24 protein-coding genes are annotated in these 26,000 nt (G+C 45.5%); 14 read left to right on the plus strand and 10 right to left on the minus strand.

Annotation, left to right across the window (positions count from 1 at the left end):
* Positions 1-390: 390 nt before the first annotated feature.
* The 4 genes from AACR11_RS17115 (at position 391) to AACR11_RS17130 (ending at position 5,142) form a co-directional block, all read left to right on the plus strand.
* A complete protein-coding gene (locus tag AACR11_RS17115; protein ID WP_029790732.1) occupies positions 391-2,304 on the plus strand; it encodes a diguanylate cyclase in 1,914 nt (637 codons plus the stop codon).
* Between the two features lie 9 nt (positions 2,305-2,313).
* Positions 2,314-2,649 carry a hypothetical protein gene (locus AACR11_RS17120; RefSeq protein WP_005450107.1) on the plus strand — a complete coding sequence of 112 codons (336 nt, stop codon included), beginning with the start codon at positions 2,314-2,316 and terminating at the stop codon, positions 2,647-2,649.
* Positions 2,650-2,904: 255 nt separating this feature from the next.
* Positions 2,905-4,683 (plus strand): S8 family peptidase, encoded by a 1,779-nt coding sequence (locus AACR11_RS17125; protein WP_029790731.1) that lies wholly within the window; start codon positions 2,905-2,907, stop codon positions 4,681-4,683.
* A 12-nt stretch (positions 4,684-4,695) separates the two neighbouring features.
* On the plus strand, positions 4,696-5,142 hold the full coding sequence (locus AACR11_RS17130; protein WP_029790730.1) for a hypothetical protein: 447 nt from the start codon (positions 4,696-4,698) through the stop codon (positions 5,140-5,142).
* Positions 5,143-5,284: 142 nt separating this feature from the next.
* Here AACR11_RS17130 and AACR11_RS17135 read toward each other — a convergent pair whose 3' ends face one another.
* From AACR11_RS17135 to AACR11_RS17150, 4 genes are all read right to left on the minus strand, one after another.
* On the minus strand, positions 5,285-6,574 hold the full coding sequence (locus AACR11_RS17135) for an alkaline phosphatase (RefSeq protein WP_029790729.1): 1,290 nt from the start codon (positions 6,572-6,574) through the stop codon (positions 5,285-5,287).
* 160 nt (positions 6,575-6,734) lie between these two features.
* A complete protein-coding gene (locus AACR11_RS17140) occupies positions 6,735-7,664 on the minus strand; it encodes an SRPBCC family protein (protein ID WP_029790728.1) in 930 nt (309 codons plus the stop codon).
* Positions 7,665-7,825: 161 nt separating this feature from the next.
* The gene (locus tag AACR11_RS17145) at positions 7,826-9,067 is read right to left on the minus strand and encodes a sensor histidine kinase (RefSeq protein WP_029790727.1); all 1,242 of its coding nucleotides are present in this window, start codon (positions 9,065-9,067) and stop codon (positions 7,826-7,828) included.
* On the minus strand, positions 9,039-9,707 hold the full coding sequence (locus tag AACR11_RS17150; protein ID WP_005450120.1) for a response regulator transcription factor: 669 nt from the start codon (positions 9,705-9,707) through the stop codon (positions 9,039-9,041). The genes AACR11_RS17145 and AACR11_RS17150 overlap by 29 nt, the downstream gene beginning before the upstream one ends.
* An 88-nt stretch (positions 9,708-9,795) precedes the next feature.
* On the opposite strand from AACR11_RS17150, the gene AACR11_RS17155 reads away from it, so the two are divergent.
* The 3 genes from AACR11_RS17155 (at position 9,796) to AACR11_RS17165 (ending at position 11,917) form a co-directional block, all read left to right on the plus strand.
* Positions 9,796-11,043 (plus strand): DUF5666 domain-containing protein, encoded by a 1,248-nt coding sequence (locus AACR11_RS17155; RefSeq protein WP_029790726.1) that lies wholly within the window; start codon positions 9,796-9,798, stop codon positions 11,041-11,043.
* 124 nt (positions 11,044-11,167) lie between these two features.
* The gene (locus AACR11_RS17160) at positions 11,168-11,503 is read left to right on the plus strand and encodes a hypothetical protein (RefSeq protein ID WP_029790725.1); all 336 of its coding nucleotides are present in this window, start codon (positions 11,168-11,170) and stop codon (positions 11,501-11,503) included.
* Between the two features lie 117 nt (positions 11,504-11,620).
* A complete protein-coding gene (locus tag AACR11_RS17165; protein WP_029790724.1) occupies positions 11,621-11,917 on the plus strand; it encodes a hypothetical protein in 297 nt (98 codons plus the stop codon).
* 97 nt (positions 11,918-12,014) lie between these two features.
* On the opposite strand, the gene AACR11_RS17170 is transcribed toward AACR11_RS17165, so the two are convergent.
* The gene (locus AACR11_RS17170) at positions 12,015-13,055 is read right to left on the minus strand and encodes a hypothetical protein (protein ID WP_029790723.1); all 1,041 of its coding nucleotides are present in this window, start codon (positions 13,053-13,055) and stop codon (positions 12,015-12,017) included.
* A gap of 375 nt (positions 13,056-13,430) precedes the next feature.
* Here AACR11_RS17170 and AACR11_RS17175 point away from each other — a divergent pair, with 375 nt between their 5' ends.
* Together AACR11_RS17175 and AACR11_RS17180 are read left to right on the plus strand one after the other, a co-directional pair.
* Entirely contained in the window at positions 13,431-13,892 is a 462-nt protein-coding gene (locus AACR11_RS17175; RefSeq protein ID WP_005450125.1) for a hypothetical protein, read from the plus strand.
* 85 nt (positions 13,893-13,977) lie between these two features.
* Positions 13,978-14,454, plus strand: coding sequence for a copper chaperone PCu(A)C (locus AACR11_RS17180; RefSeq protein WP_029790722.1), 477 nt, complete (start codon positions 13,978-13,980; stop codon positions 14,452-14,454).
* Between the two features lie 134 nt (positions 14,455-14,588).
* Here the strand turns inward: AACR11_RS17180 and yegD are convergent, their stop codons facing one another.
* The 3 genes from yegD to AACR11_RS17195 all read right to left on the minus strand — a co-directional run bounded on the left by yegD (position 14,589) and on the right by AACR11_RS17195 (position 17,212).
* Positions 14,589-15,941 (minus strand): molecular chaperone, encoded by a 1,353-nt coding sequence (yegD, locus tag AACR11_RS17185; RefSeq protein WP_029790721.1) that lies wholly within the window; start codon positions 15,939-15,941, stop codon positions 14,589-14,591.
* An 87-nt stretch (positions 15,942-16,028) separates the two neighbouring features.
* Entirely contained in the window at positions 16,029-16,655 is a 627-nt protein-coding gene (locus tag AACR11_RS17190) for a hypothetical protein (protein WP_009696323.1), read from the minus strand.
* Between the two features lie 236 nt (positions 16,656-16,891).
* Entirely contained in the window at positions 16,892-17,212 is a 321-nt protein-coding gene (locus tag AACR11_RS17195; protein WP_005450131.1) for a DOPA 4,5-dioxygenase family protein, read from the minus strand.
* 593 nt (positions 17,213-17,805) lie between these two features.
* On the opposite strand from AACR11_RS17195, the gene pdhA reads away from it, so the two are divergent.
* The 3 genes from pdhA to AACR11_RS17210 are packed head-to-tail and all read left to right on the plus strand — an operon-like array spanning position 17,806 to position 21,015.
* Positions 17,806-18,900, plus strand: coding sequence for a pyruvate dehydrogenase (acetyl-transferring) E1 component subunit alpha (pdhA, locus tag AACR11_RS17200; protein WP_029790720.1), 1,095 nt, complete (start codon positions 17,806-17,808; stop codon positions 18,898-18,900).
* Positions 18,893-19,876 carry an alpha-ketoacid dehydrogenase subunit beta gene (locus AACR11_RS17205; RefSeq protein ID WP_009696326.1) on the plus strand — a complete coding sequence of 328 codons (984 nt, stop codon included), beginning with the start codon at positions 18,893-18,895 and terminating at the stop codon, positions 19,874-19,876. The genes pdhA and AACR11_RS17205 overlap by 8 nt, the downstream gene beginning before the upstream one ends.
* Entirely contained in the window at positions 19,873-21,015 is a 1,143-nt protein-coding gene (locus AACR11_RS17210; RefSeq protein ID WP_029790719.1) for a dihydrolipoamide acetyltransferase family protein, read from the plus strand. The genes AACR11_RS17205 and AACR11_RS17210 overlap by 4 nt, the downstream gene beginning before the upstream one ends.
* Before the next feature lie 979 nt (positions 21,016-21,994).
* Here the strand turns inward: AACR11_RS17210 and AACR11_RS17215 are convergent.
* On the minus strand, positions 21,995-22,960 hold the full coding sequence (locus AACR11_RS17215; RefSeq protein WP_029790718.1) for an electron transfer flavoprotein subunit alpha/FixB family protein: 966 nt from the start codon (positions 22,958-22,960) through the stop codon (positions 21,995-21,997).
* Between the two features lie 11 nt (positions 22,961-22,971).
* Positions 22,972-23,721, minus strand: a complete 750-nt coding sequence (locus tag AACR11_RS17220; RefSeq protein ID WP_029790717.1) for an electron transfer flavoprotein subunit beta/FixA family protein — start codon at positions 23,719-23,721, stop codon at positions 22,972-22,974.
* Between the two features lie 278 nt (positions 23,722-23,999).
* Here AACR11_RS17220 and AACR11_RS17225 point away from each other — a divergent pair, with 278 nt between their 5' ends.
* Together AACR11_RS17225 and AACR11_RS17230 are read left to right on the plus strand one after the other, a co-directional pair.
* Positions 24,000-25,661 (plus strand): electron transfer flavoprotein-ubiquinone oxidoreductase, encoded by a 1,662-nt coding sequence (locus AACR11_RS17225; RefSeq protein WP_079324936.1) that lies wholly within the window; start codon positions 24,000-24,002, stop codon positions 25,659-25,661.
* Between the two features lie 145 nt (positions 25,662-25,806).
* Positions 25,807-25,974 carry a hypothetical protein gene (locus AACR11_RS17230; RefSeq protein ID WP_153303268.1) on the plus strand — a complete coding sequence of 56 codons (168 nt, stop codon included), beginning with the start codon at positions 25,807-25,809 and terminating at the stop codon, positions 25,972-25,974.
* Positions 25,975-26,000: the final 26 nt, after the last annotated feature.

A 26,000-nucleotide genomic window follows, 5' to 3' on the forward strand; every position in this document is an offset into this window, starting at 1 on the left:
TTTTCATGGCTTAATAACACTATGTCTAAAAACGCCTTTTTCCACAAGACATAGCAATATTAAATATTTATGACAACGAGATGAAATTTTAGAGATCAACCGTTTTTTTAAGGCAGATCCCTCTCTTTGTTTGCTAACTCACTCTCCTCTTTTAAGCTTCTAACAACTTCAGTTCGTTTGTATCTGGTTAGGGTTCATCAGCCGACTCTCTCCTTTCTCCAAAGTCCTTCGTTTTTTAAATTCCCGTAATGTCAACCCTCTACAAACATTGATCTGATAAAGGTTTTACAAGCATAGATAGACTGCCTAAATCTATGGGTAATCACTCAGAATAAGTGATAGACTTCACATGTGTTTCAATTATAAGAGTCAGCTCTTATCACCAAACTAATGCTTTTCCCGCTTAAAACGTTACGAACTATTTTTCCGATTGTCCTAAGTACACTTTGTCTGTCTTCTAGCTTTGCCTCTGAACAACCAAACAAAGAGAGTTACCTAAGGCACCATATCGCTAAAGACGATTATCCGATGCTTGAGTTCTACTTTGACTCCATCGGCAAACCGCGATCAATTAAATCCAGTGAACTTTCACTACCTAAAGACGCCTCACCAGAATCCCAAGCTCTGTATTATTTTGCTCGTATTTATCTTGAGCGTTATGAAGGTGTTCCTCTACCTAAAATCCCAAACCTAGTCGAATTCGGTACCATTCATAATTTGCAGTGGGTTATTGCCGAGGCAAAACTGAATCAAGCAATAGAATTGGTGGAGGCCGATGAAGTCTGGCAAGGTGAACTTCTTCTTCATGACGTTATTAATATCTCTCGAAAAATTGGCTATAACTCCCTTCAGGGACGCGCCTACCGTTGGTTGGGAAATGCCGAAGTTCAACGCTCTCAGGTCCAAACAAGTCTAAAGCACTATCTAACTGCTTATGACTTGTTGGAAAATTCAGAGTTCGAAATTCAAATCGCGATGACGCTCAACAACATTGCCTCTCTGTATATGGAATTATCAGATTGGGATCGTGCAAAGACTTATCTAGACCAAGCATTAAAAGGCTATTTAAACAGCCAAGAGAAGTACGACAATAGCCTTTTCTTAGCCATTATGTACGCAAACTTGAGTGTCATTAACTTTGGGATGGAAAAGTACGAGGAATCTGAGCGTTACTTCGAAGAAGCAGCCAAACTATCAATGGCGACAGGGTCAGTTAGAATTAAGCATAACTCGGTATCTAACCTATCCCAGCTACTCAGCACGCTTGGGAAAATGGAAGAATCCTATCAGTTGGCGCAAGCTTGTTTAGATTTACCCAATCCACAAAACCTAAAAGGCATGAAAGCAGCATGCTATGAAGCATTTTCAGAAGCTTATCTTCAAGATGGTAAGTTCGAGCAAGCGATAAAGAGTGCAAATCTCGCCCTAGAAAGGTTAAGTGAAACAGCAAGTGCAGAGACCAAACAAAAAATGGATCTGTATTTAGTTCTTATCCGAGCAAACCAACAGCTTAAGCATTTCGAAGAAGCATTCAACGCATTAGAGCTTCTCCGCAATCTAGAAAAGAGCTTTGAAAATCATATTCATGGCGACGAGATGATTAATATCAAACTCGATTTGGAAGCGAAACTGGCACAAAAAGAACTGACTCTTTTAGAGGCTAAGAATGCTTTGCAAGCTTCTGAACTTGAGTCGCAGCGTTATCGCGAAATCTTCTACTTCTTTGTTGTCGCCGTCATTGGTTTTTGGTTGTTCCGTTATATCAGGCAGATGAACCGAATCAATGAAGTACTTGCACAAGAGAACACAACGGACCCATTAACTAAGGTACACAATCGCCGCTTCTTACCGAACTGGCTCGATAATATGGCGCGCAGAAGCCCAAGTCGTCGATTTGCTCTCGCGATCATCGATATTGATTACTTTAAAGTGTTCAACGACCAATATGGTCATGATTTGGGCGACAAAATGTTGATGCATGTGGCACGAATACTCGATGAAGCCACACGTTCTGGCGACTTGCTGGTTCGCTGGGGCGGTGAAGAGTTTGTGCTTCTCTTCGAAATTAGCCATGCCGACGACTGTGCAAAAACAATGGACCGTTTGAGACTTGCGGTTGAAAACAACAACCTAGAGGTTGACTCTGACTCCATGGGCGCGACAATCTCTCTTGGCGCGGTTAATGAATTAAGCGCGCAAACTATCAAACAAGAGTGGGATAAGTGGTTTTTCGCTGCTGACCAAGCTCTGTATGATGCAAAGCAAGCTGGTCGTAACCAGTACAAGATTCACTCGACGTCATAGAGCAGAACAATGAAGAAAACATGGATTTTTGCTGCGATTGCGCCTTTGTTTTTAGCAGCATGCAGCAATCAACAAGCTGCACAACTTGGGATGAGAAGCAGCAGCGTCAACGTATACGCTCAACAGATGAGTAACATGCAGTTGTGTGAGACCTTGTATTACAATCGCGCTTCAAACCAAACTCGTGTTGCGATTGGTGCTGAGTTCAACCGTCGAGGTTTGAACAAGCGTTGGTGTGACCAACAATATAAGCAACTCTACATTGAGAAAGTGGTCGACGGTCTGTTGTCTCGTAAAGAGAAAGCCCCTACAGAACCTGAGGCAACCATACAACCTGCCATATAAATCACCCCATTCCATAAAAAGCAGGAAATTACACTAATATTCCTGCTTTTTAAACACGCTATATTTTCACCAAATATCTAGAATCTTACGTACCTTCAAGTGGTTAACACTAAGATACTGTCGTGCGTCGAAAAACAAAAGTAAATAAGATGTAAACAGTTTTCGTCTCCATTTTTAACCGCTAGCTTTGTTTAGACCTGTTTAAAGGAGTACCGAACAGGAAGAAAAATTCCAAACAAAGACATGAGGTCACAAATGGAAACACGCATTAATCGCCTATTCGCTGCGATGTTAGCAGTAGGCATTTCACCTGCCGTCTCGGCATACGATCCGCTCTATTCTGAGCAATGGCACCTAAACAACACCGGACAAACTGCGTTTGCAGCGAACCCTGCTGTTGCCGGTAACGACCTAAACACAACACTCACTCAAGCAATGGGCATTGCTGGTGTTGGCGTTAAGGTTGCGGTCATTGATTCAGGCGTACAGATCGATCACCCAGATCTTGCAGGTAACGTAGTCACAGGTAGCCGAAACTTCATCGAAGACTCTCCTTTCCCATCAGATTATCCGGTAGACGCAAATGGTCACGGTACCGCGGTTGCCGGTTTGATCAGTGCCGTTGGTAACAATGGCGAAGGGGTTCGCGGTGTCGCTTCTCGCTCTTCTCTTATGGGCTTTAACTGGCTCGCAAACCAAACTCTTGAAGGTTGGTTGATTTCTCACGGTGCAGATGCGTCAACAAGCGATGTTCGTGTATTCAACCAAAGCTACGGCTTTAGCCCTCTTTCCCCAATTGCTTTCGATGAAAACGATCCACAGTTCAAATTGGAAGTGGATGTGATGAAAGACGTCAGCGAGAATAACGCTTGGGGTCGCGGAGCCGTGTTCGTAAAATCAGCAGGTAACGGCTATCGTTACTTCAATACGGGTCGATTCTTTGTATTACCAGGTGACTTCTTTACTGGCGGTGGCAACAAAGGGCTACCTATGCACAACGCAGTGCAGTCTTATGACAACTCAAATTACTACAACTTAGTAACCAGCGCTTTGCGTGCTGATGGTACCCGCGCAAGTTACTCTTCAGTGGGTTCAAACGTTTGGGTTGCAGCGCCAGCTGGTGAATACGGTCAAGATTTCCCAGCAATGGTCACCACCGACTTGATGGGTTGTGAACAAGGTCAAAACACCAGTGCTGATCTTGGTATTAACGGTCTCCATGGTGGTACAGAGCAAGATCCAAACTGTAACTACACCAGCACAATGAATGGCACCTCATCTGCAGCGCCAAACACTTCAGGTGCCATTGCTGCCATCATGTCAACTAACCACGCACTGACTGCTCGTGACGTTCGTGCGTTACTTGCAGAAACAGCAAGTGTGACAGACGAAGATCACCCAGGAGTGCCACTTGAGTTCGTTAATAATCAAGGCGAAGTTGTTAGCTATGAAGCGATTTCTCCATGGCAGACGAACGCAGCTGGCGTTAATTTCCATACGTTCTATGGTTTTGGTGCTGTAAACCTAGACGAAGCAATGAAACGTGCTCGCATGACAAACAATGTTCTGCCAGCACAAATCATTACGCCTTGGGCAAGCAACTCGACAGAAGTCAGTGTTCCAGACGCAAGTCTAGCGGGCGGCTCATCAGCCATCGCTGTTACTGATGACATTACGGTTGAATCGGTTCAAGTGAAGTTAACACTGGACCATTCACGTCTACCAGATTTAGCAATCGAGCTGATCTCTCCATCAGGCACTCGCTCTGTTCTACAAACGCCTCGCAACGGTCTGGTTGGACAATCACTGGATCCAAGCATTGCGGGTTACGAGAACCAATTGATGCTTTCGAACCACTTCTATGGTGAAAACGCGAAAGGTGAATGGACGCTACGTGCTATCGATACTAATGGTGATGAAGTGTTCTCATTCATTGCATATTTCAATTCTTCAGCTATCTATGATGTACCGATGGCGAACAATGCTAAGCCAGGCGTTATCAAGAACTGGTCTATGCGTATCTTTGGTCACTAAGGAGTCATTCACATGAAATTTATGACATTTTCGATTTTGGCTCTATCAACGTTGGCAACTGCCGTACAAGCAGAGCAACAATTAGCGGAGCAACCAACACCAGAATTGTTCATCGCGTCTGATGCAGTAGAAATTAACGGTCAAGATTACCGTAAACTGTCTGTCGACAACCTTTCAGAAGCCGCTGAATTGCATGCAGGTGACGAGGTGTTTAAGAATGCATTTAGCAATGTATCAAAAGCAACCGGCCTTATCTTTGTCACGGTAAAAAATCCAGCAGACGCTAAAGCAGTAGCAAAAGAACTCAAACTTGAAGTTGTTTTCGCTCAGGGCGAATCAGCGGTATTCAAAGCCTCTGAAGGACAAGACCTTTTGGGCATCAGTGACTATCTGAATGCTGACAGTCGCGTAAAAGCGTCTAAAATTGAATTAAACAGCGGTAAATACCGTGCACAATAATTCTCTAGCAAGAGAAGTTGGCTTTTAATCAAAAATACCTCAGCAATCGCTGAGGTATTTTTTTAAGAAATGAAGAAACACGTAAAACTAACGACTTTACAACAAGTTAGCTCCCGAGAAGCTATCAATCGACACCCATCCATTATTGAATAAAGTTGATTAGTTTCTTAGCGATATCCGTATTGTTTTGCGAACCAATAAACTGCTCAGAGCCTTTACCATAAGCGAAGACCTGAACATCGACTGCGGTATGTCCTTTCGTCGTCCAGCCGGTATAACTCTTCTTATTGATAATATCCTTCACTTCTTTGTAAAGCGCTTTAGCTGGCTCTTCACTCAACTTTGCGTATGCCAGTTGTCGGCTTTGATCTTTAGTTAATGCCCAATCTACGGACTCATTCCACGTCGCGATCATATCGTGAGATTTGGCCAAAGACATCGCCAACGGCCACGCTGTAGTATGAACGCCCTTAATCGCTTCTGTATCCCATAAATACTGACCATTAGCGCCGAGGGTTAAACCACCCGTGGAGTGGTCCGCCGTAACGACTAAAAGCGTATCTGGGTGAGCATCAACATAAGCTTTTGCCAGTTCAATTGATTTTGCAAAGTCATTCATTTCTGCCATCGCACATGCAATGTCGTTCGCATGAGCACACCAATCTATTTGACTGCCTTCAATCATGACGAAAAAGCCGTTATCTTGGCGTTGAAGTAAGGACAACGCCTTGTTGGTCATCACTTGCAATCGAGTTGGGTTTTCATCCAATGCGAACGGAAATGCTTTATCTGCAAACAAGCCAAGAGCAGGCAAGGTTTGCAACGCCGGAAGTTGTTTGAAGTCCGTAATATACTGATATCCTTGCTCTTTAAACTCTTCAACTAAGTTACGATCATCTCGTTCGAAATAACGGACACCACCTCCGAGTAACAAGTCGACTGGCAATTGATCATCCACTTTATTGTCGACGTAATCATTGGCGATTTCATCATAGTTTCGGCGTGATTCGTTATGTGCGGCAAAACTCGCTGGGGTAGCGTGATTGATCTGCGAGGTTGCGACAAGCCCCGTCGTCATACCCTGCTCTTTTGCCATCTCTAACATTGTCTTAATTGGCTTCTTCTCAGCATCAACCGCAATCGCACCATTGTAGCTTTTGACCCCTGTGCTCAATGCCGTTGCACTCGCAGCGCTGTCAGTGACATAAGTAGCATCGTCTGGATAGGTTTTCGCCATACCGACTAAAATTGAGTCAAATACTGTTGGTTCTATTTCTTCTGTACTTGGATCATCGTGGTAGTAACGATATGCAGTCGTAAAAGCAGGTCCCATGCCATCACCAATCATGTAGATGATGTTTTTAGGGGCTTCATCCGCATAAGAAGTAGACGCGAATAAGCAGGCAGTAATTAGGGAATATTTAAGTTTCATATCTCATCCATGACATAATGCGATGGTGCTATTTATCCAAGTAACTGAGAGGTACTTGAGCATCGCACTCATCAACTTGGTTATCGTTCTAATTGATTAATCAATATTATCATGCAGTTGGATTGAAACATGGTGTTTCTTCATACTTTTACAACGCACATCATTTCTTGAAGACAATTACCTCGGTCAACAAATCTGCTTTCTCTGTCTCATTGGGGTTGTTCATATAGCGTTCGATCCCTAACGGCTTGGTTTTCACTTTAATGCCATTTTGTCGCGTTAGGTTCATCACCAATGACCACGCGTTACCTAAGAACCAGTATTCGCCCTTATGTTCAACGACATAAGTATCACTGGCGGGGATAGTTCCAGCAACAAACTCGCCACTCGCCACGACTCCTGCTTGTACTGGTAAGCACGTGATAAACTCAAAATAACCACGCTTCATGTCCATCGAAAGGTAGTAGCAAAACAACTCTCCAGTAACGGGGAGGTTTTCTTTTTCTGCCATTTCAAACAAGCGTTCGACATGCTGCTGCATAACAGGACCAATCTCTGAAATAGTTCCTGCCCCAGCCAAGCCAATGTAGCTGACTTCGTTTTGTTTCCGGGAACCGAGGTCTTTGAGTTGAGATAAGACTTGCCCGGTTTCCAACTGGCTTTTTAGCATACGTAAACCGCGATCATAATCCATTTCAATCATGGATTTAAACATCCCCTTAAGGAAGAATAAAAACCAAGGTACACGGGATTGCATCATCCATTCTACTGCACACCCCTTCTGTGACGGCGTCACAATCAATGTCACTTTCGCCTGACTTTTAAATGGTCGAAAGAAGTGTAACTCCATATCAAGGCGATGCTCTTGTGTACTTTCCAGTACCACCGCCCCTGTACCTATGCGTTTACCATTCCATTGATATCCTGAGCCAACTTTTCCTTGTTCTTCGCTGTACGTAAGTTCGCAATCCGGTTCCAAAATTATCCATGGTGACCATTCGGGCCAATGGGTAAAATCTTTCAGATAGTCGATGATTTCACTTTGCGTCTTTTCGATTTCGATACTTCGGCTGACCTGATAAGAGAGCATAACCATTCCTTGGGTTTCATTTTTACTCTTATGAGTCTAATTCAAATCGAGATTTTTTCTTGTTTCACTGGCAGTTAGGAACAAAAAAGCCAGAGTCGAGGATCTGGCTTTACAACTAACCGTTTATGAGTGTGTTACCGGAATTTAATGATCTGATGACTTTACGATCGAAAATCAACCGTAGCGGTAAACCTTACGCCATCATCATCCAGTTCAAATGGCCAACTCATGCGCTCACAAATACGTTCGACAATAACTAAGCCACAACCATAACCTGCATTGTAGGTTTCGTTACCATCGTGTCGATTAACAATAGTAAGTTGCGTGCCTATCAACACGATTTCAATATCGCCAATACTGTAGCTAAACGCGTTTTTGATCAGGTTATTAATTACAATCGTCACAAAACTCTCTGGGGCATGAACGAGCCCACTCTCATTTTCGCTCAGGTTGTATTCTGCTCCCTGTTTAGCAAATAGAGGTGCAAGCTCAGCTAACTGCTGTTTTAAGTATGTGGTTAACGCATGATCGGCATAGTGTTGCGGCTCTACCTTCTCTTTACCCAATAGTAAGAAGGCTTCCGTTAACACTCTCATTTCCTCACAAGCCGATTGCATACGTGTGATAGCTTTGTGAGCAATGGGCGGTTGATCCGGTACGCGAGCCAAAATGTCTGTTGAGCCTTTAATAACCATAATGGGCGTGCGCAGTTCGTGAGAAGCAAAGCGACTAAACTCTTGCTCACGACGAAAATACCCTGCGATTTCATTTTTACTATCTAACAGAGTCTGTTCAATATGACGAGTCTCGCTGAATTTGGTATCCACATCGAAACCCGGTTGGTCAGGTGGCATTCGCCCTATTTTGTCTTCAATCTTGGCAAGTGGGCGCGACAAAATGCGCACCATATAGACACCGTAGCCAACCATGATCAAAGAAAACAATCCACCTAAAAAGAAGGTGAATTGGTGCAGCGAGCTTTCGTATTCATCCAAGTAGTCATCCGAGTCATCTTGAAAGACAATGTACATCAAGCCTTTACCAGACGGGTGATCAAACACGACAAAATGCTTATCCTCCTCGCCTAAAAGGTATTCATAGAAACCGGGAAACTTGAAAGACAACAGCCACTCCGGCGTTGGTGCTTCACTCCAATAAGAATCAAATTCTAGAACGTTAGGAAGCGGCGCATCCCACCCCATGTTTTGGAAGTTCTCTTGGTACAGCTCTACCTCTGTATCCAACCAGTGGTGTAAGCTCAGTACTTCGAGTTTGTTCTCCGCTACATAAATTAACGACCAAAATAAGGTAAACATCGCAAAGGTCATTAAACCAAATCCCCAGCGGATCTTGCGATAAATACTTGGGTATTCTTTATGCTTTGAGTCGGTAACCTTGTCCATGAATCGTCTCTAGTCTGGAATCATCAAAACCCTTGTCGAGCGCCGTTCTTAAACCATAGATATGGCTTCTCAATGCATCGCTGCCAGGAGGCTCATCACCCCATACATTATCAATTACTTCGGTACGAGACACCGCTGCAGGCGCGCGCTTTAAAAGCAGCTTTAGAATTTTAGTTTGAATGCGGCTGAGTTTGATGTGTTTACCATTGCGAGTCACTTCATCGGTTCTCACATCTAAGCTTATGTCTGCAAACTTTAACGTGCCAATATCTTGCCTTGGACCTCGATTGGCTAATGCATGTACTCTCAAGCTAAGTTCTTGCATGGCAAATGGCTTCATCAAATAGTCATCACCACCAGCATTGAATGCCGCGACTTTATCATCGAGAGTATCTTTGGCAGTCAAGAACAAAATTGGGGTACCACAAAGTTGCTCACGACGGAGTTTCTCGACTGTACTGATGCCATCAAGTTTTGGCATCATGATGTCCATAATGATGACATCATAATGATTTTCTTGAATTAAATTTAGCGCAGCCTCTCCATGGTAAGCGCAATCTATCGTCATTCCTTCGAGCTCTAGATAATCCGCAATAGTTTCTGAAACATTGTGATTATCATCGACAATTAATATTTTCATAGGCTCACGTTTCTTCACGAACACTTCACGATAAGCGCCATAAGATACAACCAAATTCATAAATAAGCTTTCAAAATAGGTCGATATCATGAAAAAATTAGCGCTTGTAGCGGCAGTGGGTTTGGCATTATCAGGTTGTGGTGGGTCTGGAGGTAGCGATAACCCTTCTACACATCCTACGGAAGGAGAGTCAACTCAACCTGTAGCGAAACCAAGTGCAGCTATCGGTACCGTAGAGTCTGTAAGTAGTGAAAACAGTTCAATCACAGTAAATGGCTACACTTACCGCGTATCAGAAGTTATGTATGGTGGTAAACAAACCAACCTTGCTTCTGTGAAGCCTAACATGATGGTTCAAGTTGGTTCTGGTCAGGAAAAATCGTCTAGTGCACCCGTTGTTGTAACACTAGAACCAACCATGACTGGTCACATTAAGATCATCGACAAAAACGCGGGCAAGTTCACCATCAATGGTTTTGAACTTGTCTATCCAGAACTCATTAACTCTGATATTGACAGTGGTGACTGGGTAATGGTGTCGTCTCTACCTGCGGCGAACAACCAATACAAAGTACTTTCAGTCGTAAAATTTGAAACCAGCTTGTCTGATCAAGATGAAATTGAAGGTCGAATTTCAAGCATTGACCTTAATAAGAAAGAATTCAAACTTGGTGCAAATGTGACTGTCGCTTATGACCGCATTGCGGATCTACAAGTGGGTCAATGGGTGGAAGCAGAAGGCTCTTTCAATGGCAACGTTTTTCATGCCTCGTTAGTTGAAGTTGAAAGCTACAACCAACTACAAGGAGAAAATGATGTTGAAGGCATCGTCACTTGGGTAAACCAAGACCAGAGCGCCTTCGAGCTTAACTACCGCGGAACATTTATCATTGATGGCAAAACTTGCTTCCAAAATGATGATGACGCACCTTGTAACCCAGCGTTGATCGCCAATCTAGCCGTCGGCTCTGAAGTTGAAGTGACTTCTGTCATGGGAACATTGAACACCCCGGTTGCAACTCATGTCGAGTTTGAAAAGCCAGACTGGGCAGATGATAACGAAGAAGATTGGAACGTTAATGAGTTCGAATGTTCTGGCTGGGTAGCAAACCACAAAATTAATGGCGTGGACACCGCAACTTTCGACATCGATCATTGTTGGAATGATTTAAACCAAACTATCGATAACTCTAGCGTGGTCGTAAATAGCAAAACAATGTTTGAAGATGGTCTGTCATTTTCAAACATCGCAAATAAACATGTAGAAGTTGAAGGTACTATCATCAACAACACAAATGTTGCACTTGAGATTGAGCCTTGGGAATCTGACGACTAAGTCGAAATAAGTACAACAAACACAACTAAGAAGCACCACCTTTGTGGTGCTTCTTCCCTCTCTCGTATCGTCTTTTCTTTTCAATTTTTACAACAGATACGTATGACCAAATGAGGGATTAATAATGCGTAAAATGACACTACCTCTAATTATGCTTTTCGGTGCTTGTATTTCAGCAAGCAGTTTCGCGGCAACAAACAACGATAATACACCAGAGCGATTAGAGTCTTTTGAGTGCACAGGCTTAGTAAACAGTTACGACGCAAACTCCCGAACTTTCGTGCTTGCTTGCCAAAACGATCATGGACCAGAATTCCAAACCAAAACGGTTGTGATTGATACCAATACTCAGCTTAATGGCGTACAAGAAGCGAACTTAGACGGTGCGACTATTGAAGTTGATGGTGTAGTTGTAAACGATCAAAATATCGCAAGAGAAATCGAGGTCGCGAACGACTAAGGCTCCGAAATTACAACAGAAACTCACAAGTGTCGCGTCTGCGGCACTTTTCTTTTCCTGCAAACTCATATCACTCAGTTACACTTAATCCATGTTGACATGAAGACGGTAACTGTAATGAGCAAACGTAACCTTGCCCTACTTCTCGTCCTATTTGGCGCAACCTCTGCGGACGCTGGCGTATTGGACCCAGACTGTGACGCAGAAAAAGCAGCCAAAGCAACAGCCACTAAAGCGGTAGTGGGAGTCGGTGGTCGATGCACACCAAAAGAAGCCTTAAAAGACAGCACGGTAGAAGCCGGTAAAGACGCGCTACCCGAGGAAGGACTTGCAGGTAAGGCCGTCGACGCTGCAATGCCAGAGAAAGAGAAGAAACCTATTAAAAACACAACCAAGAAGATCATCACTGATTAATCGTCAGCCTGAAGTGAGTCGATTGGTGAAATATGGGTTTAGAGTAAATGAAAAGAGCGTCCATCTGGACGCTCCTTTGTTTTTTCGTTCACAATGCTTAAGCCACTTCGGTCTGACCAATCCAGTGGTAATGGTGGTTGGCTTTCTTACCGACTAAACCAAGTTTAGCTAGTTCTTCAAATACTTTGTCGACTTCTTCTGCCGAGAGCCTAAACTGCTTCGCCACCGCTTTTTTGGTGCAAGTAATTTGGTGACCTTTTAATGCGTCACTCACCTGCTCTAATAACGTTTTTGACTCTTCTGGTTCAAGCTCTTGTTGCGCTTCAGGCTCGGCTTCCTCTTTGATATGAGGCAAGTATCCCGCTGGCTCTGGGTCAATATCTCGGATGTTTGCTAACGTTATCCCGTCGTTACGACGGAAGAAATGGCGGAAGCGATTCTCTTCACCAATCAAACCCACAAAGAAAGCAGCAAAGAAATCCAACAAGATAGATAAGAACACCACCAAGCCCAGCTGCGCTTGAGAAGAGGTCGTTCCAAACGCTTTCGCTAAGCTGTCGATAAGACCAATCACCGAACCTTGCGCCACTGGCGGTAAGCTATCACGCTCTGTTGCTAAACGTTGCTGCTCTTCACGTAGCTTCTTGTTCTGCTCTTGAATGCGCGTTACGCCAGTTGCGATACGCTCCATCTCGATGTATTTTTGCGCCGCCATATTGTTCAGTTCAATCTGCTTATCGATTGATGCAATCTGACGGTTATACGCTTCCACTTTCGCTTGTTCTACCGAGATATGACTTTGGGCGCTGTTGGTCGCACTGTTGATGCCACCGATACTACCGCCGATAGAGATAGCGGCAAGCACCAGATAGAACACTAACGCCGTTAGGGCTCCGGTGTAGTTTCTGTGTGCACGACGCTCACCGTATTCATACCAAGCGTAAAACTTGCCCGCTTCAAAGATGATTGCCAGACCGCCAAATAGCGCCTGCATCATTGGGTTTTCGTCAATCGACAAAAACAGTAAAAGAGAAAAAATAGTCGATGCTAAAATCGCAGCGCCAGTAAACGCGTACACGCTCACCATAGCAAATCGACCTTTAGGATATCGATATCCGATCTGTTGTTCGTATTTCATTGGAGAAATTTCTTAAGATTCCGCAGCCCTTATGTGACGGGCGCTTCAAGCAACTACAAAGGTGCGGAGAATACCGTATCCTTTATTAAATTACTGTCATAATTCCGTTAATGGAAAACAAGTGAGGAATAGATAATCAGTTTGAATTGAATCAGTTAGATTCTAGCACGTAAAATCACCAACAAAATTCCTAAAATTCAGCCTGCCAATGGATTTAGAAGGTTACTAGATAACGACATTTGCGATTTCGGTTCTCAGAACAAATAACCACAAAACAAATAAAACACACTCACATCACCGTTTTATAAACTTATAGTTACAAATTATTATTCGTTTGTTAGTATCGCCGCGTTAAAAATCTCACTACCGAGTCGCATGGATATACTCAGAATACAGCAAGGAAAACAGACACTAAGCGCTATCACGATCATTATCGCTGTGCTGTTTCAGCTGTACCTAACGTCGACTGCGGCACTGAACCCTACGCAAATCCACAGCGAAAATTGGCTAAACCAAGTTCAAGATGAAAAGGTGTTGCTGTGTACCGCTGATGGCTTTAAATGGGTGGATATTAACGAACTGATTGAAGCCAACGCACTGCCCAATTCTGAATTTGTTCAAGACCTTAATCTGCATGATGGATTTCAATTTGAGTGTCCGTTATTGCAAGCAGCGCAATTCTTTATTTCTATCGCGCTAGGACTTTACCTTGCTACGCTTTCTTGGCTAAGGCGCACTAAGAACACGCTCATACATTACCAATTCGCGATTTGTGGCAAACAAGTCTATAAACACGTCGCACCAAAACAATCACCGCCTTGTGCTTTCCTCGCCTAATGCTCTGCATGTGGCACACGAAAACAACTATTAAGCCGATCGAACTTTCGAATCGGAGAAGCCAAATTTCATAAGGAAAACACTAATGCTTAAAACAATCAAAACCACAGCTATCGCTCTTGTCGCTTTACTGGCAAGTCCACTCAGCCTTGCTCACGAATACGAAGCAGGCAAGATTCACATCGATCATCCTTGGAGCCGTGAAGCGCCACCAAATGCACCAGTAATTGGCGGTTTCTTCCAGCTAAGTAACCTAGGTGACGTCGACGACGCACTGATTGCGGCTTCGACACCGATTGCTGACCGTGTGGAAATTCATACTCACACGAAAGAAGACGGCATGATGAAGATGATTAAGATTGATGAAGTCGTGGTAGAGCCTCAGCAGAAAGTGGAATTCAAGCCAGGCAGCTTCCATCTCATGATCTTCAACCCAACCCAAACGCTGAAAGAAGGCGACCGTTTCCCTGTGACTTTGACGTTCAAAAAAGCAGGTAAAGTGGAAGTAGAAATGGCGGTTGAGAAGAAAGACCACATGGAAAAGCACACGCACCACCATTAATCGCTTAAACGAAAAGAGCCCGCTACATCAGCGGGCTCTTTTTCTTTAGGTAAGTATGATTCTAGCCGTGTGCACCTTTGGTTGTACTGATGCGCACTTTAGAGATTCCCTACTCGTTCGTTCCTCGCTCAGTCTTACTGAAAGCAAACCTCTGCCCAGCGCGCTAGACCAGCAGTGACCGAACCAAAGTAGTTGCCACTCACCACTGGAATGTTTGGCAATACTGTCTGCACTGCATCACGCAAAATAGGTGAACGTGCCGAACCACCAGTCATAAAGATCGCATCCGGTTTCACGCCCGCTTGCTCTACTGCTTCGGTAACCAAAGCCGTCATCTTATTCTTCGGTGATTCAATCGCTTCAATCATCTCATCACGTTGAACATCGACTTCAATCAACTCAGACAACAAGTTAATGCCCGCACGGTAAGACGCTTGATCAGACAACGCGACTTTGGCTTCTTCTGCACGACGCACGATGTTGTAGCCTAGCGACTCATGGTAAACCTCTAACAAACGAGCCAGCTTCTCAGGCTCTTGCGCTTGCTTGTGCAGCAGTTTCAACGCCGATAAGTTTTCACGTGAGTAGAAATCGCTCTGCGCTTCCACATTGTTGATCGCAATTGGATTCCAGAACTGCGTGGTTGGCATCATGATGCCCGATTCCATCTTGCTCTCCATACCGAATGGGAACATCAGTTGTTTGAACGCCAACGCGATATCCAAATCGTTACCACCAATACGCTGACCACTGTGCGCCAACAGACTTGCGGTACGGTCAGCTTTACCTCGCCAAGATGGTCCCATCTGAATCAAAGAACAGTCTGTCGTACCACCACCGATATCAACCACCAGAATGGTTTTATCTTCGGTTAGCGTTGCTTCATATTCCAGACCTGCCGCTACCGGTTCAAATTGGAATTCGATGTTCTGAAAACCAGCACGTTTTGCTGCTCTTAAAAGAATGCCTTCCGCTTGAATGTTCGCCGTCTCACCGCCACGACCGTGGAAGTTGATCGGACGACCAATCACCGCATCAGTGATAATTTGCTGCGCACTGTTTTCTGCTTGCGCTTTGATGTTGTCCATCATGGCGCAAACCAGATCTTCAAAGAAACTCAGCTGAACATCACGCAGACCAGAAGCACCGAGGAAAGACTTTGGAGACTTCACGTAATAGATATCGCGAGGATCTTCCAAGTAGCGATTCAATGCCGCTTGACCAAACGCCATGTCTTCTGGCTCAAGTTCAATACTTTCTTCACGATTAAGGTTGATCGCGCGGCGCAAAACCTGCTCACCAACCTGATCGAAAGGTTTGATGCTGCGATGGCGGAACAAATGTTCAGACACCGATTCACGCGTTGGTGCAGCAAGAGTGGAAGGAATGTAAGGGCTATTCCCTTCAAGGTTTAATAGTTGCGGTTCACCTTGTTCCATTTTCGCCACCGAACAGTTCGCGGTGCCGTAGTCAAAGCCGATATACATAAGTCCTCCCACTGACGAAAAAAAGGTCAGCAATCCTACCTCAACCTCAGTGGAATTACTACCGCAACTCAATGAAATAAGTGGCGCTTACTCTTTCTCGGCAGGTTCTTTCTTCATTGATGGCAACACAACCGCAAGCAACAAAGCCAACAGCAGAAATACCGGAGTGAGCGTAAGCCCATGCCAAATGGAGTATCCGTCGTGGAACAACCAGAAAATGCCGACAGTCAGCAGGTATGCAAAGTAACTGCAGAACACCAAACTGATCGCAACGAAGCGCGTACGATTGATGATTAAGATTCGCACCAAATACTGGCTCATGATCCCCGCGCAGTGTACCGCCATTTGCCAATTAATGATGAAACACGCTAGTGCGACAAACCCAGAGATCACCAAGGCATCGTGCGTGTTGAGAATGAAGTAGCTACCAAAGCGGCTGATGATGACGGAGTAATCGCCCTCATACACTATCGACCATGATATGGCATTTGCCGCAGCGACAAAATTGGCGAAATACGCGATGGCATAAAAGGTAGTTTGAGAGCTAAATGGCTGAAAGACTTCGGAGCAATAGCCCTGCCATTCTTTTTGATTTGACGTAGGTCCAACCCAGTTACGTTTTTTGTTCGGCACTCGCTCTGCAAACGCAGGACCGTTACGAAACAACAACCAGAAAATATACAGCGCAAGTGCGACTAAGAGTATTGTAAGCATACCCTTTCCCCTCCAGAAATGTCCTTTTCCACTGCCAATGGCGTTGGGGTCGTAAACTGCACTTCCCTGTTTTTGTGCTTAATCTTGTTTTAACGCATTGTTAAACATCATAAATATAATCAAAACGGCAGTGACTACTTTATCACTACCGTTATTAAGGTTTAGCACACGATGGGCGGAATTGCTGAATCTGGATAGACCAAATAGGAGGGAAAGAAACGGTCTACCCAAACGAATTAGGCTTCGAGCTTTTCTTCAAACACGCCAAGCTCACGACCTAACCAAATCGCACGCTCGGTATGATCACGCAGCTCGTTGTCACTGACTGGATGAATCAGAACCGAAAAACCGCCACGAATGGTATCAAGCCATGCGATGAACTCATCACTTATCGATTCAACATGCAGCTCAAACATCGGCATCTTATGTGGACCAACCAACTTGCACACTAAAGGGAAAACGCGCAAAACATCTTGGCGTTCTTGACGAATGATCTCATTCAAGGCTTGAGCTTTATCCTGCTGCTGAAGCGGGAAGTAAACATGAATGTGGTACATAACTTCTCCATGCGTATCACTGACTTTCATTAGTCGCCACACTACCTGCATTCAACTATCGAGGGAAGCGACAAATTCAAATCTATCGTCAAAGCGTGACGGAGAGATTAACGTGTTACTGGATCTGCACAAATATGGTTGATAAATCACTCAACCTGTCGAATTTTACAGCATAATTTTATTACAAATTTCCTGTCAAACTCAGTGATTCCCTTCAACTTCGAAAACGTACAATTCAAAAAAGCAGTGTTTTATCCTAGAAAAGTACGGTGTAAGCGAAACTTTACTGTGGGTTACAACTCAAATTAAAGCATAATTTAACAATTTGTTTACACTTACTGTATCTGGTTATACCAAGATTCATCACTGGATTAGGCGGTGTAAACAGCAGTAATAAATGACGCCTTGTGTTTTACCAGAACACACTTTTGTTAGAGAGACGAGCACCAAAAGCGTCGATAACTATCAAAACAACTGCAATCCTAGGTATGACCTTTTGCGCTGATATCAAAGCCTGAGTACCCATACAGGCTGAGATCGAAACAATGAGCAGCTGCAGTCCAAAAGACCCGCAGCGTCAAAAGGAGCTTGAGATGAACGTTCAGGCATTACCCATGCATCGGTTTATCGACCATGATGGGAACCTCGTCAGCCAACTACCCAACTGGGCTGATCTCGAAATATTGGTCGGGTTTTATCAAGACATTATATTAACTCGCACTTACGATAACAAAGCCGTTGCCTTGCAGCGCACTGGTAAACTAGGCACCTACCCATCACACCTTGGCTCGGAAGCCGTTGGGATAGCGGTAGGCAGAGCGCTAAAAGCCAGTGATGTGTTTGTTCCTTACTACCGCGATATGCCAGCCATGTGGTGTCGCGGTATAGGAATGGAAAAGAACCTGCAATACTGGGGAGGCGATGAGCGCGGCAGCGACTTCGCTCCCGAAGGCAGCCCTTTTCCTAGCAAAGATCTCCCCTTCTGTGTCCCAATCGCAACTCAGTGTACCCATGCCGTTGGTGTTGCGGCAGCACTGAAAATCCAAGGCAATCACGATGCGGCTTTGGTGATGTGCGGCGATGGCGGCACTTCCAAAGGCGACTTCCTTGAATCGATTAACTGTGCGGGCGCATGGAACATCCCATTAGTTTTTGTGGTGAACAATAACCAATGGGCGATTTCCGTGCCGCGCAGTTTGCAATGTGCTGCGGAATTTCTCTCAGAAAAAGCCAAAGGCGCAGGTATCCCTGGTATTACGGTGGATGGCAACGATGTCGTCGCGGTGTTTGATGCAACAATGACCGCTCTTGAACGAGCTAGAAAAGGCAAAGGCGCAACGTTAATTGAAGCAGTAAGTTACCGCTTGAGCGACCACACCACCGCCGACGACGCTACCCGTTATCGTAACGAGGATGAGGTTCAAACTGCTTGGCAATATGAACCCGTTCGTCGACTTAAAGCCTTTCTCACCAATCAAGGTGTTTGGAGTAACGAGAAAGAACAAGAGTGGCAAGCCCACTGTAAAGAACAAGTAGAACTCGCCGTTGAACGTTATCTCAACATGTCAAATCAAGCACCTGAAACGGGCTTCGATTTCCTTTATGAATCCCTACCCCAAGAGCTTCATGCGCAAAGGGATGAGCTAATCAACAAAGCAATGCGAATGCAGGGAGGGAAACATGGCTGAACTCACGTTAGTTGAAGCAGTGAACCTCGCACTGCACCATGAAATGGAACACGATCCGAATGTCATCGTCCTTGGCGAAGATGTGGGTGATAACGGCGGTGTATTCCGCGCCACAGTTGGACTCAAGCAAAAATACGGTCTTAAGCGCGTTATCGACACACCTTTAGCTGAAGCGCTTATTGGCGGTGTCACTGTCGGCATGGCAACGCAAGGCTTACGACCTGTGGCAGAGTTTCAATTCCAAGGCTTTGTCTTCCCAGCATTAGAGCATTTGATGTGTCATGCGGCGCGAATGCGTAACCGTACTCGTGGTCGACTCACCTGCCCTGCAGTGTTCCGCGCGCCCTTTGGTGGCGGTATTCATGCACCAGAGCATCACTCCGAAAGTGTCGAAGCGTTGTTTGCTCACACCGCAGGTTTTAAGGTTGTGATTCCTTCATCACCGCAACGCGCTTATGGCTTGCTCCTAGCAGCCATTCGTAGCAACGATCCGGTGATGTTCTTTGAGCCAAAACGTATCTATCGCACAGTGAAATCTGAAGTGGTAGATAACGGCGAAGCGCTACCTCTCGACACTTGCTTTACCCTTCGCAAAGGTCGCGACATTACGTTAGTGACTTGGGGGGCATGCGTGGTCGAATCACTGCAAGCGGCTCAAACGCTGTCCAATCAAGGTATCGAAGTTGAGGTGATTGATTTAGCCAGCATCAAACCCATTGATACCGCGACCATCTTCCGTTCACTTGAGAAAACCGGACGCCTCTTGGTGGTACATGAAGCCAGCAAAACCTGTGGTGTCGGCTCAGAGCTATTAGCCAGAACCGCAGAACATGCGATGTGCCTACTCAAAGCGCCACCAAAACGTGTCACAGGTATGGATACCATCATGCCGTACTACCGCAACGAAGATTATTACATGATTCAGGAAGAAGACATTGTGCTCGCAGCGCGCGAACTCGTGGAGGATTGGAAATGAAGACGTTTAACTTACCCGATCTCGGCGAAGGTCTCGCTGAGTCAGAAATTGTGAAATGGCATATTAGTGTTGGCGATATGGTCAAGCTGGATCAAGTGGTGCTTACTGTTGAAACCGCAAAAGCAACCGTGGACGTCCCTGCCCCTTATGGCGGTCGCATCGTGAGTCGCCATGGTGAAGAAGGCGACGTAATCAACATTGGTGCTCTACTTCTGGAAATCGATGAAACGGGTGCAGAGCAAACCGTCTCCGAACAGAAACAAACTGCCGATGCAGCAACCGTGGTTGGTAATGTATCCCAACATGCACACAGCGTGAATGTGGATGATTTCTGGATTGGTGGCGAACACAACCCATCACCTGATAACCTCATCACAGCGCTTCCTTCTGCTCGCCTATTAGCGAAGAAACTGGGTGTGGATTTAGATTTGGTCAAAGGCAGCGGTCCGGATGGTTTGATCGTCGATGCCGATATCTACGATGAAGCAGGCAAACAACGCCCCGGTACAGAAGTACTCAAAGGCGCGCGTCGAACCATGGTGTCGACGATGGCGGAATCTCACCATAATGTCGCAGCGGTCACCATTACTGAAGAAGCGGTGTTGGAAGGCTGGAAGCAAGGTGAAGACATCAGTATTCGTCTGGTTCAAGCCATTGTACATGCGTGTCAGGAAGAACCCGCCATGAATGCATGGTTTGATGCAGAAACCATGACGCGTTGTGTCCACAGCACGGTGAATATTGGTATTGCCGTAGACAGCCGACACGGTTTGTACGTGCCTGTTCTGCGACATGCCGACGAATATGAGCCTCAAGAGGTACGTCGTTGGTTAGACCAAACTGTACAAGGCATACGTGAACGTAAGATCGGTCGTGAGCAGTTACAGCACGCCACCATTACGCTTTCAAACTTTGGCGCAATTGCAGGCATTTACGCAACGCCAGTGGTCACGCCGCCACAAGTCGCGATTGTCGGTGCAGGTCGAATCATTGAGAAGGTTGTAATTCGAGACGGACAAGCTGTAGCAGTGAAAGCCATGCCGCTGTCGATTACATTCGACCACCGTGCATGTACCGGCGGCGAAGCGGCAAGGTTCACAAAAGTGCTGGCAGAACACTTGAGAAAACCAAGTGTTTAGAGAACGTTTGTCATAAATAATAAAGGGCTTCCGAATGGAAGCCCTTTTGTTTTGAGGATGAAATTGAAAAGATTCTGAATCACACTCGTGCCTCGCTGTTCAGAATGACGACTTAAAATAGTGAGCAAGAATAAGATTCTCTACTCCCTCATTCTTCGCACTAGGGAATGAGGCGGTTTGGACTGTACTCAACAAAAAACGCCGTAATAACCTGATACTTCTAAGGAAACTCTAGCGCGTCATTCCAGCAAGCCTAGGCGCGACTAGGAATCTAATGGCAAAGCGCACTGAGGGGCTTTGATATTAATGGACCTACAGCGCACTTTGATAGCAGATTCTGAATCGCGCTCGTTCCTCGCTGTTCAGAATGACGACTTAAATTAGTGAGCAAGAATAAGATTCTCTACCCCCCTCATTCTTCGCTCTAGGGAATGAGGCGGTTTGGTTTGCACTCAGCAAAAAGCGACTTAAGAATTTGACTGTTAGCAAGAAACTCTAGCGCGTCATTCCAGCAAGCCTAAGCGCGACTAGGAACCTAATGACAACCAAAGCTGAAGCAACTTCATAGACATAAAACCACAGCGCACTTTGACAGCAGATTCTGAATCACGCTCGTTTCTCGCAGTTCAGAATGACGACTTAAAGTAATAAGCAAGAAAAAGATTCCCTACTCGTTCATTCTTCACTCTAGGGAATGACGCGATTTGGACTGTACTCAACAAAAAACGCCGTAATAACCTGATTCTTCTTAGGAAACTCTAGCGCGTCATTCCAGCAAGCCTAAGCGCGACTAGGAATCTAATGACAAGGAAAGCTGAAGCACCTTTATAGCAATAAACTAACCGCGCACTTTGACAATAGATTCTGAATCGCGCTCGTTCCTCGCTGTTCAGAATGACGACTTAAGGTAGTGAGCAAGAAGGGATTCCCTACTCACTCATTCTTCGCTCTAGGGAATGACGCCCGACAAATACCGAACTTAAACCTTCTCCAGCAACTCCGGCATAATCTCAAACAAATCACCGACCAAGCCATAGTCTGCGACTTGGAAGATTGGCGCTTCTGGATCACTGTTGATCGCCACAATCACCTTGGAATCTTTCATCCCTGCCAAATGTTGAATTGCACCGGAAATACCCACGGCAATGTACAGTTGAGGCGCGACAATCTTACCCGTTTGTCCAACTTGCAAATCGTTAGAGACAAAGCCTGCGTCTACCGCAGCGCGTGATGCGCCAATTGCGCCACCAAGCTTGTCGGCAAGTTGTTCCACCAGTGCGAAATTCTCTTTGCTGCCTAACCCACGACCACCAGAGACAACAACGCTTGCTGCTGGTAGCTCTGGTCTTTCGCTTTCTGCTTTTTGCTGTGAAACAAACTCACTGTGCTCTGCCTTAATGACCGTTTCTAACGCCACGACATTCTCCACTACTGGTGAGTCAGACACAGCAATTGTATCGAACGCAGAGCTTCGAACCGTCATCACTTTGGTAGAATCGTCCGAACGAACTCTGGCTAACGCATTACCGGCATAAATGGGGCGAATAACCGTATCGAGCGATTCAATTGCAATCACATCTGACAGTTGCCCAACATCCAGTAGGGCTGCAACACGAGGCATCAAGTTCTTACCGAAAGTACTCGCAGGAGCTAGAATATGCGAATAATCCCGACCAACTTCGGCAATCAAGGTCGACAAGTTTTCTGCCAATGCCTGCTGATATTCAGCAGCATCAATCGCAACGATCTGCGAGATACCTTGCACACACTTCAACTCATTCAATACTGAGTTGAGCTGGTGTCCGACTAACAAGGCGGTGACAGGCAAAGAGGCACCGTTTTGTTGAATTTGAGAAGCCGCGCTCAACGCACGTAATGTATCCGCTGAAAGTGATTGGTTGTCGTGCTCCACCACGACCAAGGTTGCTAACGGTTTGTTTTCCATGGTTATGCCTCCTAAATCACTTTCGCTTCATTTTTGAGCTTGTCGACTAACTCGCTCACACTGCCCACCATCTCACCGGCTTTACGGGCAGGCGGTGTCATGACTTCCAGCACTTGCTGAGAGCGTTCGACATTCACACCAAAGAAGTCTGGCGTCATTACCGATAACGGCTTCTTCTTCGCTTTCATGATATTCGGTAGCGAGGCGTAACGCGGTTCATTCAAACGTAAATCCGTACTGATGATCGCAGGCAGATCCAGTTTGAGCGTCTCTAAGCCACCGTCGATTTCTCGCGTAACCAGAACCGTTTCCCCTTCTACTTTCACTTCCGATGCAAATGTCCCCTGCGGACGATTCGTCAATGCTGCTAACATTTGCGCGACTTGGTTGTTATCCGTATCGATTGACTGTTTACCCAGCAGCACCAATTGAGCCTGCTCTTGTTCCATCACAGCTTTGAGTAACTTCGCGACCGCAAGCGGTTCTGGTGACTGTTCAACATCAATATGAATCGCACGATCCGCACCTAATGCGAGCGCTGAGCGCAATTGTTCCTGACAACTGGCGTCACCAATCGACACCACTAACACCTCTTCTGCTACCCCAGCTTCTTTAAGGCGAACAGCCTCTTCCACCGCAATTTCACAGAATGGGTTCATCGTCATTTTCACGTTGTTGGTTTCCACACCGGAACCATCAGATTTCACTCTTACTTTAACGTAAGGGTCAATTACACGTTTAATCGCAACCAGTACTTTCACATTCCCTCCTAGCAGATCGCAAAGCGATACGCGTCCTAGCAATTGGGTCATGCGTGACAAAGATTTGTGTTAAAGCTCAGTCTTTTCATCACCTTGCTAACAAAAAACGCATTATGACATTGTCACCTAAAATCTTTATCACGCCCTATGTCGTTACCATTTGAGCTTAGTTTAGTTTACGTTTACGTCAACTGGACTATAGTTCTTTATACGAGCACTGCTTAATAGAAGAAGCACCTGAAACACAAAGAAAGGTTTCGCATAAAGGAAGCAAGAAGATGGAAAGAGAATGCATGGAGTTTGATGTGGTGATTGTCGGCGCTGGACCTGCAGGTTTGAGTGCAGCATGCCGCTTAGCGCAACTCAATCAAGAACGTGAAGGTGAGCCGCTGTCTATTTGTGTGGTAGAGAAAGGCTCAGAAGTTGGTGCACATATCTTATCTGGCGCGGTATTCGAAACGCGTGCATTAGGTGAACTCTTTCCTGATTGGCAAAGCATGGGCGCGCCGCTTTCCACCGCGGTAAAAAACGATGCCTTCTTGTACCTAACCACAGAACTTAATTACATTCGTGTTCCCCACTTTCTTACTCCAAACCCAATGCACAATGACGAAAACAACTACGTCATCAGTTTGGCGAACTTGTGTCGTTGGTTATCAGAACAAGCAGAATCGTTTGGCGTTGAAGTCTATCCCGGTTTCGCTGCATCCACGATTAACTACGATGCATTTGGCGCTGTTACAGGAGTAAACACCAGCGACATGGGCTTGGACAAGCAAGGAGAAGCCAAACCCAACTTTGAAGCCGGTATTGAGCTAAAAGCCAAATACACCGTATTCGCCGAGGGGTGCCGAGGTCATCTTGGTAAAGAACTCATCCAACGATTTGGTTTAGACGATGATAAACAACCGCAACATTATGCACTCGGGCTTAAAGAGATTTGGGAGTTACCTGCCGATGCCAAAGATCAATCAGGCAGCGTGATTCATTCTGCAGGGTATCCACTGAGTGAATCCAACACCACGGGGGGCGGTTTTCTCTATCACATGGAAAACAACCAAATCGCCGTTGGGCTTATTGTCGACTTGAATTACAGCAATCCTTACTTGAGTCCGTTTGACGAATTTCAAAGCTTTAAACACCACCCTGCAATCGAACAACATTTGAAAGGCGCTCAACGCATCGCTTACGGCGCAAGAGCCATTGCAAAAGGTGGGTTGTCTTCTCTACCGAGACAGCAATTCCCCGGCGGTTTATTGATTGGTTGTGATGCGGGCACCTTAAACGTCGCTAAGATCAAAGGCAGCCATACTGCGATGAAATCCGGTTTATTAGCCGCAGAAGCCATTGCTGAAGCATTCACACAATCCAATTCGGAACCGGATTACCAAACCAAGTTTGAAGATTCATGGTTGTATGAAGAACTTAGTGACACACGCAACTTTGGTGCGAACATTCACAAATTCGGCAGCATACTCGGCGGCGCACTTTCCACCTTCGAACACAATCTGTGGCAGCCTCTGGTTAAGAAACCAATACCGTGGACAATCACAGATCCTTCGCACGATCATGAACAGCTGAAACCAATTGATGAGTGCCAACCTATTCAATACTCGAAGCCAGATGGTGTAATTAGCTTCGATAAACCTTCATCGGTATTTTTGTCTGGTACACAACACGAAGAAAATCAGCCTTGCCACTTGCAGCTCGCCTATCCTCATATTCCGATTCAGGTCCATTTGAAGAAGTTTGATGAACCGAGCCAACGTTACTGCCCTGCTGGCGTGTATGAAGTGGTAGAAGTAGAAGGCGAGCGAACATTTCAAATCAATGCCGCAAACTGCGTGCATTGCAAAACCTGTGACATCAAAGATCCTTCGCAAAACATCACATGGAAAGCACCAGAAGGTGGCGGTGGACCGAGCTATCAAAACATGTAGATACGTTAGTATGTTGACGGTCTAACAAAAGGATAAACAATCCAACTGCTGTTTTTATGCAGAAAAATTTGCCTTCGACACGAACAAATCCACCAGCGCATTTCAATTCCGGATATAATGCCGCCCTTGTTCCAACTGATGAATCATGACAATGCGAAAATACTACGTAACTGAAGGCGACACGACGTCTAAGAAAGAGAAAATTGCCTACCCAAAACTGGCGCTATGTGACCAATGTGTAGGTAGCTATGTTGTGATCAGTGAAGGCGAACGCACGTACGAAGAGTGCGCTAAATGCGGTGCGGATGATTAACGCTAACGCGATAATTTAATGATACG

Source organism: Vibrio sp. L85 (assembly GCF_963871815.1).
GTDB lineage: Bacteria > Pseudomonadota > Gammaproteobacteria > Enterobacterales > Vibrionaceae > Vibrio > Vibrio harveyi.